At 40.4% G+C, this 7,135-nt stretch carries 8 protein-coding genes and 1 tRNA gene; 4 read left to right on the top strand and 5 right to left on the bottom strand.

The window, feature by feature from the left end:
- The 3 genes from QZT73_RS08880 to QZT73_RS08870 all read left to right on the top strand — a co-directional run.
- On the top strand, positions 1–276 hold a 276-nt coding region (locus QZT73_RS08880; protein ID WP_291787696.1), incomplete at its 5' end, for a DUF2116 family Zn-ribbon domain-containing protein.
- 61 nt (positions 277–337) lie between these two features.
- The gene (locus QZT73_RS08875) at positions 338–1,084 is read left to right on the top strand and encodes an EcsC family protein (RefSeq protein WP_291779009.1); all 747 of its coding nucleotides are present in this window, start codon (positions 338–340) and stop codon (positions 1,082–1,084) included.
- 134 nt (positions 1,085–1,218) lie between these two features.
- Positions 1,219–3,387: a DUF5916 domain-containing protein gene (locus QZT73_RS08870; RefSeq protein WP_291779006.1), complete on the top strand. Its 2,169-nt coding sequence runs from the start codon at positions 1,219–1,221 to the stop codon at positions 3,385–3,387.
- 41 nt (positions 3,388–3,428) lie between these two features.
- Here QZT73_RS08870 and QZT73_RS08865 read toward each other — a convergent pair whose 3' ends face one another.
- Together QZT73_RS08865 and QZT73_RS08860 are read right to left on the bottom strand one after the other, a co-directional pair.
- Positions 3,429–3,848, bottom strand: a complete 420-nt coding sequence (locus QZT73_RS08865) for a response regulator (RefSeq protein WP_291779003.1) — start codon at positions 3,846–3,848, stop codon at positions 3,429–3,431.
- 132 nt (positions 3,849–3,980) lie between these two features.
- On the bottom strand, positions 3,981–4,952 hold the full coding sequence (locus tag QZT73_RS08860; protein ID WP_291779000.1) for a polysaccharide deacetylase family protein: 972 nt from the start codon (positions 4,950–4,952) through the stop codon (positions 3,981–3,983).
- Between the two features lie 239 nt (positions 4,953–5,191).
- Between QZT73_RS08860 and QZT73_RS08855 the strand changes: the two genes are divergently transcribed.
- Positions 5,192–5,276: transfer RNA gene (locus tag QZT73_RS08855), tRNA-Ser, on the top strand.
- Positions 5,277–5,375: 99 nt separating this feature from the next.
- Here QZT73_RS08855 and QZT73_RS08850 read toward each other — a convergent pair.
- The 3 genes from QZT73_RS08850 to rluF all read right to left on the bottom strand — a co-directional run bounded on the left by QZT73_RS08850 (position 5,376) and on the right by rluF (position 6,619).
- Entirely contained in the window at positions 5,376–5,528 is a 153-nt protein-coding gene (locus QZT73_RS08850; protein WP_291778996.1) for a hypothetical protein, read from the bottom strand.
- A 12-nt stretch (positions 5,529–5,540) separates the two neighbouring features.
- A complete protein-coding gene (locus QZT73_RS08845; protein ID WP_291778994.1) occupies positions 5,541–5,687 on the bottom strand; it encodes a hypothetical protein in 147 nt (48 codons plus the stop codon).
- Positions 5,688–5,875: 188 nt separating this feature from the next.
- Entirely contained in the window at positions 5,876–6,619 is a 744-nt protein-coding gene (rluF, locus tag QZT73_RS08840) for a 23S rRNA pseudouridine(2604) synthase RluF (RefSeq protein WP_291778992.1), read from the bottom strand.
- Positions 6,620–7,135 lie beyond the last annotated feature (516 nt).

Below are 7,135 nucleotides of genomic sequence, written 5' to 3'. Positions count from 1 at the left end.
GACACAGAAGATGAGGTGGTGGTAATCCGGAATATTCTAATGAGGAACCGGAGAATTATTTCCAATAATTTGAAGGATGGGGTTGAAAAATTAAAGGTTTCCAAAAATAGGTTGTCTTTAATGGGTTTTAATTTCAAATACCATACCCATCACTTTCAAATTTCAGATGCCAAATGCTTTTGGTTTTGTTTTGAATATGGTTATCTGGATACAGGAGAGGGCAACGTTATTTTAGTGAGAGACCTTGGGGAGAAATATTTACAAAAATTAGGCTAAGTTTCTTCATCTTTTCTTTTCTATATCGTTAATTCGGGTTACAGGATTTAAATGATTCAATTTGACTACCGGCCCTACAGAATTTTATGACGAGATAGCTTTGGCAGAATATGTTGCATGGCTAATGAAAACAAAGAAAGGGCCTTCATTGGTGAATAAGCTAACCAAGGGTACCCAAAGAATGATCAATGATTTGATACCGGAAAAGGTACACCGTGTGATTACTTTTGCTATTGAAAATATGGTGAAGGGAGTGTTGTTTGGCACGAAGTACATCACGCCTAAGCCTTTTCCGGCTATTTCTTTATTGCAACGAGAGGTCAAAGTTAAGAAAATCATTCAAGTATATACCCGTACAGCTTCAGCAGAGGGAGCGATTACAGGTGCGGGAGGTATTTTGATGGGGTTGGCTGATTTCCCCGCCTTTTTAGGTATAAAAATGAAAATGCTATTTGAGATTGCTGCAGCTTATGGTTATGATGTTCGTGATTTCAAAGAGCGCTTGTTTATGCTCTACATTTTTAAACTTACTTTTGCCAGTCAGGAGACGAGGAACATTACAGTCGAGATTGTAGAAAAGTGGGAACTTTATCAGGAGAAGTTCCCTGAAGGATTGGATGCTTTTGATTGGAAAGCTTTTCAATTAGAATACCGGGATTATATGGATCTGGCCAAATTGGCCCAATTGATTCCCATAATTGGCGCAGGTGTTGGGGCTGTTGCCAATTACAAATTGAGTGCAAAGTTAGGGGATACCGCTATGCAGTGTTACAGGAGCAGGTATTTCAATTGGGATGCGGCATTCTGAAATGATCACATAATACTTTTGTTACCATCATTCTTCCTTTCTTAAACAGATAGCCTCATTTAAAGGAATAAATGAAGGGAAGTTATCCTTTTTGGCTAATTTTGAGCGACCCAAAATAGGCATAACCCAGCAGCATGAAAAAAGCGCTTATCCTCGTTTTCCTTTTCATGGGAATTCAGCTTACAGCTTTCGCTCAAAAAATCAATTCCGACTATAGATTACATATTACCAAGGCGGTTGATCCGATTAGTATTGATGGCTTGATGGATGAGCAAACCTGGATGGATGCTGAGGTAGCCACGGATTTTTTTATGATTACGCCAATGGATACAAGCTACTCCCAAGTCAGAACTGATGTGCGCATGGCCTATGATGACAAATACCTTTATTTGATGGTTGTCAATTACCATGCCTTGGAAGGGCCTTACATGGTGGAATCTCTTCGCAGGGATTTTAATTTTGGGAAAAATGATAATTTTCTCCTTTTCATGGATCCTTTTGATGATCAGCTGAATGGGTTTTCCTTCGGTGCCAATGCTGCCGGCGCACAATGGGACGGGATCATGTTTGATGGTGGAAGGGTTGATTTGAGTTGGGATAACAAATGGGTCTCCAAAGTTAGAAATTACGAGGATAAGTGGATTTTTGAAGCAGCGATCCCATTTAAGTCTATAAGATACAAGCATGGAATCAAAGAATGGGGGATCAATTTCAGCCGTTTAGACCTTAAAACCACCGAAAAATCTGGATGGGCACCTGTCCCCAGACAATTCCCATCAGCATCCCTTGCTTACACGGGTGTTTTGGTATGGGATAACCCACCTCCAGCGGCCGGTCCGAATATTTCCTTGATTCCTTATGGGCTGGGAGGTATGCGGCGTAATGTCCGTGAAGGGTTACCCGCTGAATACCGATACGACTATGGGATGGATGCCAAAATAGGGCTTGGGTCTTCCATGAACCTTGACCTTACGGTCAATCCTGATTTTTCCCAGGTGGAAGTGGATCGACAGGTGACCAACTTGGATCGCTTTGAGTTGTTTTTTCCGGAAAGGAGGCAGTTTTTTCTTGAAAATGGAGACTTATTTGCCAATTTCGGTTTTGAAACAATCCGTCCTTTTTTTTCAAGAAGGATCGGCCTGAATGCTCCGCTTCAGGCAGGGGCAAGGTTGAGTGGCAGGATCAATAAAGATTGGAGGATAGGTGCGATGAATATGCAGACTGGCCAAGTAGAAGCATCAGGGATAGACGCACAAAATTTTTCAGTAATTTCTCTGCAGCGCAGGGTTTTTTCTAGATCAAATATCGGAGCTATTTTTGTGAATAGGCAGGTTGGTATGTTCAGAGGACCTTCCAATTTGGATAAACCGGATTATGACAGAAATGTGGGGATGGAATTCAATCTGGCATCTTCCAATAATTTATGGACCGGAAAAGCCATGGTTTTGAAGTCATTTAATCCAAGAGAGGGTGGAAGAGGGCTGGCACATGCGGCCAACCTGAGGTACACGGGTGGAAACCTATATTGGAACTGGCAGCAAGAATATGTATCGGAAAATTACACGGCTGAAGTAGGATTTGTGCCCAGGACTGGTTTTTATAAAACGCATCCCTCTGTGGGCTATCTCTTTTTTCCCAAAAGCAAAAAGATACTGAGTCATGGCCCAGAGTTGAATTCAAGAATGTTTTTTGATACGGATTTTCAGCAGACGGACAATGAAACTTGGTTGTCTTACCGTATTAGGTTCAGATCTCAAAGTAACTTGGTTATATGGGGAGCAAGGGATTATATCAAATTATTAAACCCTTTTGATCCTACCAATTTCTCAGGCGAAACCTTAGAGGCAGGGACGGAACATACTTGGTATGCCTGGGGCTCAGAATACAGCTCCAAGCCGCAGAGTATATTCACTTATGCATTTTCTTCGAGGTTTGGGGGCTATTTTGCAGATGGGAAAAGGTACAATATGGCGGCTGAGTTGGGATACAGGTTTCAGCCTTATTTCAGTTTGACCTTCAATGCCAATTATAATGAAATCCATTTACCGGAAACTTGGGGTATTACCCATTTTTGGCTTATTGGTCCCAGGCTTGATCTTACTTTGACCAATACCTTCTTTGTGACAGCTTTTGTGCAATACAATGAGCAGATAGAGAATATTAATTTAAATACGCGCTTGCAATGGCGATTTAAGCCCGCATCTGATATTTTCCTGGTTTTTACCGACAATTATCTTCCTGCACCTTTTTATGCTAAGGACAGGTCTATTGCATTGAAGTTCACTTATTGGTGGAATATGTAGTTTAGTAGCAAAGTAGGAAAAATGACTATTTTCCAATTATTTTAGTTTTGTATTGCGTCGATGATTTTTAAAAATGAATGTTTGGTCAATGGCTTAAAGGAAAATTGTAACACTTCCTTGTATTTATTGGATTCTTCTATATCGGATTCCTTGTCAGAAGAAGTCAGAATAGCGATTTTAAATTGTTTCCTGTCAGATTCTTTCAATGATAAAAATTTGTTTAAAAAATCCCAACCGGAAAAACCTGGCATTTTCAGGTCCAGGAGCAATAAATAGGGATGTTTTGTTGGACCGTTTTGTGAGACTAGTTTTTCAATAAAGTTAAAGCCTTCCTGTCCAGATTGAAATGCCATAATTTCTCCCTGGTATCCTGTCCTTCTGATGACCGTTTTATTGATCATATTGACTATTTCTTCCTCATCGATAAGGAGAATGGCAGGTATATCATTAAGTTTTTTCATCTAATAGGCCAAACTTTTAGTGACACAATTAATGTAACATATTAGTTTTAAAGAATGTTAATTTTGTCTAAAAAAAAGAATAAGTTTTTACGAAAGGTGCTAGAATTATATTCTATCCTGATATTTTATGGTTTAAAGGCCAAGCCTATCCATTTCATTTTTGAGGTAACCTTCTTTTTCGGGTGCATGCGCAAAGAGTTTGCCATAAATGCCAGCCTCTTTGGATAATGCCCTCAGAAAATTACCACCGGCAGGCAAAGTTTGGGGAGAGTGGTTGTAAATGGGGTCTTGGTAAGCTTCCATGGCGTCAATTATTTCCCAACCTTCATTTACCAGAGCATCCAAAAGATCATCTAAAAATAAACTTGCTGCCAAATTATGATGCAGTAACAGCACGTGCTTGATTTTGCGTCCGGTAAGTACTGTGGCCAGGCTATCATTGAAATTTGCCCTTTCCAAATGGTGCTGTACATACCAGTTTTTGAAGTCTGTGATGTCAGCTTGATGGTTGCGTTTCATTCTATTTAAAAGGCGGCTATTGATATACCAATCAGACCCATCAATGGTTACATGACCGTTTTTAAAGCCTTCTTGTTCAAGGAATAAACGGAACCCATCCCTTTTTTCTTTGGTATCCCCTTCTTTCAGGTAAGGAAAGCGAAATAGGGACACATAGTTGGAATACCTGGCCAGAAAGGGGTCATTTTTTAAAAAGTCATTTTTATAATATTCCAAGCTGACTTGCTCATGATTAAGGCTTGGATGGTTATAGGTATGATTTCCTATCCAATGTCCATTATCGTTCCAGTCTTGGAGCATTGCCCTGCCTTTTGGACTATTGAGTTGTCCACCAGTTGCAAAAAAGATCGCCTTGGCCCCAAAGCGATCCAAATGGCTTAGAATCTGACCATTCCATTCATCCAAGCTCAGCCCGGGCATATCTGCAGTGTTGCCATCGTCAAAAGTTATGGCAATTTTTGGTCTGGGTTTTGATTCTGGAATCGTTTCCTCTACTAATTGGTTTTGAGTCGGGGGAAGGTTAACATGTTGATTGTCAGCGGTGAAGAAAAATATAAGGAGATACAACAAATTGTATGTCAACATCAATAGTTTAGGTTTAAAGGACTCACTAAGATACTAAGGCCATTGGTTATTGCAAAAAAAGAAATTAAAAAAAATGGCAAGCACTTGTGGGTTTAAAGAAACCTACAAATAATAGATCAGATTATCAGGGGATTAAAAAATAAGGCTTACAAATTTGCTGGGACATCGTTTGTAAATTCGTTTGAAGTGTCTACATTTGCAATCCAAAACGGATAAAATAGCATTCGTTTTTGGATTTTAGAGGAGTGGCAGAGTGGTCGAATGCGGCGGTCTTGAAAACCGTTGTACCGCAAGGTACCGGGGGTTCGAATCCCTCCTCCTCTGCGTAAAAAGGCTGAGCATTTGCTCAGCCTTTTTTGCTTGAGGAGGAGGGAGCAGCCCTGCATCCTGGCCCGTCGCTAGATTAGTCCACCGGACTAATCTTTAACGCCTGCCTGTTCGGCAGACAGGCTCCGTCCTCTCCTCCTCTGCAAAAGAATAGCCTTGCGTATAGCGTTGGGCCATTTTATTGGTGGAAGAGGCATTACAATTGACCTTAAATCTCCCTTCAGGTTGATTTGCTTTCGGAATCAGCAAATGAATTTGCTTTCATATTTGCGATCTGTTTTTCTCCTTATCTGATTGTTCTAAAAGCTTAACGCTTTTCTCAAAACCCAAACGATAAGCAGATGGGATGCAAATAGATAAATCTAAAGCAGGTTGCAGTGTTTTTTCAAATGTTGGTTTAGCTTTCATACCTCTGATATTTAAAATAAAAATCTTCAAAAAATGGCATTTCAAGAAAAATTAATTCTAAAAAAGTCTTAAACGTTTTCTTAAAAAGCGTTAAGGTTAAACGTTTTCATCTTTTTGGAGATATTCTTCGTCACCTTTTTCTAAATGAAAGAAAAAATCAAGACTTAATAATCTAAAGAAACAGGCATTCAATTGGCATTGTCATCATGGGTCTTGGTAGAATCAGCCAATAGCCGGTTGATTTCTATCATTTCCTTTTCTGTCAAATCTCTCCATTGGCCAATGGGCAGATCCAAGGGTATATTCATGATCCTGATCCGCTTCAGTTTGGTGACATTGTAACCCAGATACTCGCACATGCGGCGGATCTGACGGTTGAGCCCCTGTGTAAGTACAATCCTGAACTTGTATTTTCCCAAAGCTTCCACTTCACAATTATTGGTAACCGTACCTAAAATTGGGATTCCATTGCCCATTTTATAGATGAAATCTCTGGTTATCATTCTGTCCACTGTGACCAGATATTCTTTCTCGTGGTTGTTTTTTGCCCTCAGAATTTTATTCACAATATCACCATCACTTGTCAAAAGGATCAATCCCTCACTGGGTTTGTCCAAGCGGCCAATAGGAAATATTCTTTTAGGATGGTTGATGAAATCGATGATATTGTCTTTTTCTGCCTTGGTATCTGTGGTACAGACAATGCCCACGGGTTTATTGAAGGCAATGTATACATGTTTTTCTTTGGGCGGAGAAATCAATTTACCCAATACCCTTACCTCATCTCCTTCTTGGATTTTGGTACCCATTTCGGGAACCTTACCGTTGATCGTAACTTTACCCTCTTCTATCAGTTTGTCCGCAGCCCTTCTGGAACAATACCCCACCTCGCTGAGATATTTATTGATGCGGGTGCCCTGGAATTCGTTCATGTGTGTCGGTTTGAAGGCGTAAATTTAGGAAAATGAAGGGAAAATGTGGAATGAGGAATAGATTCAAATCCGCTACGGCCTAGTCGTTCAAAGCTTGATCTGCCATGGCGGACAAGTGATTTACGAATCTTGTAAGTAATCGAGGAACACATGAACCATGAACACATGAACCTTAGGCGTTGATTCGTTAACTGTTAACCCTGAACTCATGAACGCTGAACACGTTAAATCGTTAACAATGAACTGGTTAACCGTCAACCCTTAACCCTCCGAAATACTTCGGAGCAAGCTGAACCCTGAACACCTGAACCCTGAACACCTGAACCCTCCCAAATTGTTACCTACTTTGAAAACTCCTTCAAGACCATATACTTGGTCAGAGCGGAGTGGAGAATATCGGTCAGTTCCTGCTCAAAACCCTTGTTGGTCTCGGTAAAAAGAAATCCAAATACACCAAATTGATCCATATTCACCTTTCTGACGTGCAGTGGCTTTTCAAAATCCCTCGACAATGCT

It is taken from the genome of Cecembia sp., assembly GCF_007126775.1.
Lineage (GTDB): Bacteria > Bacteroidota > Bacteroidia > Cytophagales > Cyclobacteriaceae > Cecembia.
Note: the sequence above shows the minus strand (reverse complement) of the source record. Positions and strands in the feature narration are given on the sequence as shown.

What these genes read in the sequence shown, in the direction of transcription:
- QZT73_RS08860 (WP_291779000.1), bottom strand. Translation starts at nt 4,952, where the DNA reads ATGTTGACATACAATTTGTTGTATCTCCTTATATTTTTCTTCACCGCT.
- QZT73_RS08845 (WP_291778994.1), bottom strand. Translation starts at nt 5,687, where the DNA reads ATGAAAGCTAAACCAACATTTGAAAAAACACTGCAACCTGCTTTAGAT.
- QZT73_RS08865 (WP_291779003.1), bottom strand. Translation starts at nt 3,848, where the DNA reads ATGAAAAAACTTAATGATATACCTGCCATTCTCCTTATCGATGAGGAA.
- rluF (WP_291778992.1), bottom strand. Translation starts at nt 6,619, where the DNA reads ATGAACGAATTCCAGGGCACCCGCATCAATAAATATCTCAGCGAGGTG.
- QZT73_RS08870 (WP_291779006.1), top strand. Translation starts at nt 1,219, where the DNA reads ATGAAAAAAGCGCTTATCCTCGTTTTCCTTTTCATGGGAATTCAGCTT.